The following is a 1,616-nucleotide window of genomic DNA, read 5'->3' as shown; positions in this document are numbered from 1 at the left end:
GGTGTCGGCTGCGCGAAACCTATCTTTATTTGTTATGGCGCAACTCAAGGGCTGCTCGCAGTTATTCCATTAAAAGACTCAAACTGACAGTCTCCTGTAGTTTTGTATTCCAAACCTAAGCGATCTTTAGGTTCTCTTTTTATAATCACCCCTACCATTTCAGAAGCTTTACTTGGGCATTTACCTTGTGATTCTTTGTAAAGATTTGCAGCACGTTCTAGAGCTATTACATCTGTAATTTCCATCTGCACTGCGATTTTTTCGCGCTGTTCTTCGCGCTGAGCTGTTTTTACTGAATCATAAATAAAGGGGCTAGCGACAACACAAGCTCCAATCACCAATGAACCAACTATGATTGATTTATTCATTATTAATTACCTAAATTTCAAATTTTATAATGCGCTATAACGCCTCGTTAAGAGTCAATAAAATAGTTGGCTAAAATTAGCTACGAAGGAGAAAAAGCCAACTGTTATTTGTCCTTTTAAACGACTTTCTATACGAATTCAGTACTCAATTCAATAAGATAGTCAGCAAAGCCATCTCTATCATCTTCAAGACACAATCCCATTTCGTCTAAAAAGGTCATTATTTTTTCTTTGTTGCCTAGTTTTGCAGCAAGAATATGGTAAAGGTAGAAAATAGATATACCTTTACTGGCGGTATCACCCTCTGAATTAATATCATTAGCTCTAAGAAGAATATTTTTTTCATTCTCATTAATAATTAAAATGAGCTCTGATATTTTGCTGATATTAAAATACTGTAAATATTTGAGGTGTCGGCTAACAAACTCCGAATCTAGCTCTTTCAAATTAAATTTAGCTTTTTCAGCAACTTTGCGATCCAATTTATTTACGATGTCACTCTTATTTAAGAACTCTAAAATTGTTACTAAATCAATTTCCACTTCATCGGGTTTAGAGCTAATATTTTCTTCTACATCATTTTGGTAGTTGGTTAACTCTTCTTTAATCTTAACAAAGCCTTCATCTGCTAATTCTAAAAGACTCGCTAATCTAGAAAATTGCCTTCTTACATGTTTAGGCACTTCAATTGTTGATTTGTATCCTATGTCATGCTCAATTTCAGCCCACGCATGTTGCAGCACAGAGCGAATTTGAATTTCAACTTTTCTTCCATTAAATCTTTGGTACTCAATCAACCGTTCTCTGTCTTGTGAAATTGAAACAACGTAGTGCAATGATAAGTAGCCAAATCTATCAGGATCTAAAGATGCTCTTTTATCGATAGAGTTTTTTGCATCGATAGCAAAATTATCTTCAATTATTTTAGCTATTTGATCTACCTCATCAGAATAATTTGAAATTATCCTGATTCCAACGATATCTGTAATGTCCTGTATAGAAGTATATTTATCTTTATTGGTTACTTTTCGAGAGAGGCTATTCCTGTCTTTAACCCTTGATGATACAGAATGAGGGACAATTGCTTCATTGCTTAATAGAGCCGAGATCAGAGCGACCATTGATTGAGCCATTTCTTCATTTAGAGAAAGTTGCTCATCATACTCATCAATAATTTTAGATAATGACACTGAAGTTCCTTATTCGTATAGACATAATGACTCGCACGAAGGTGCTAGCCACCAGTTT

2 protein-coding genes are annotated in these 1,616 nt (G+C 34.7%); both read right to left on the bottom strand.

All coding sequences use genetic code 11. The features are described from left to right. Nucleotides 1-44: 44 nt before the first annotated feature. Nucleotides 45-368 (bottom strand): hypothetical protein, encoded by a 324-nt coding sequence (locus tag A1QC_RS04495; RefSeq protein ID WP_017023691.1) that lies wholly within the window; start codon nucleotides 366-368, stop codon nucleotides 45-47. Nucleotides 369-496: 128 nt separating this feature from the next. Then, the gene (locus tag A1QC_RS04490; protein ID WP_017023690.1) at nucleotides 497-1,558 is read right to left on the bottom strand and encodes a GTP pyrophosphokinase; all 1,062 of its coding nucleotides are present in this window, start codon (nucleotides 1,556-1,558) and stop codon (nucleotides 497-499) included. Nucleotides 1,559-1,616 lie beyond the last annotated feature (58 nt).

The sequence above is a fragment of the Vibrio rumoiensis 1S-45 genome (assembly GCF_000286955.2).
Taxonomy (GTDB): Bacteria; Pseudomonadota; Gammaproteobacteria; order Enterobacterales; family Vibrionaceae; genus Vibrio; species Vibrio rumoiensis_A.
This window is presented reverse-complemented; position numbering and strand designations above follow the sequence as displayed.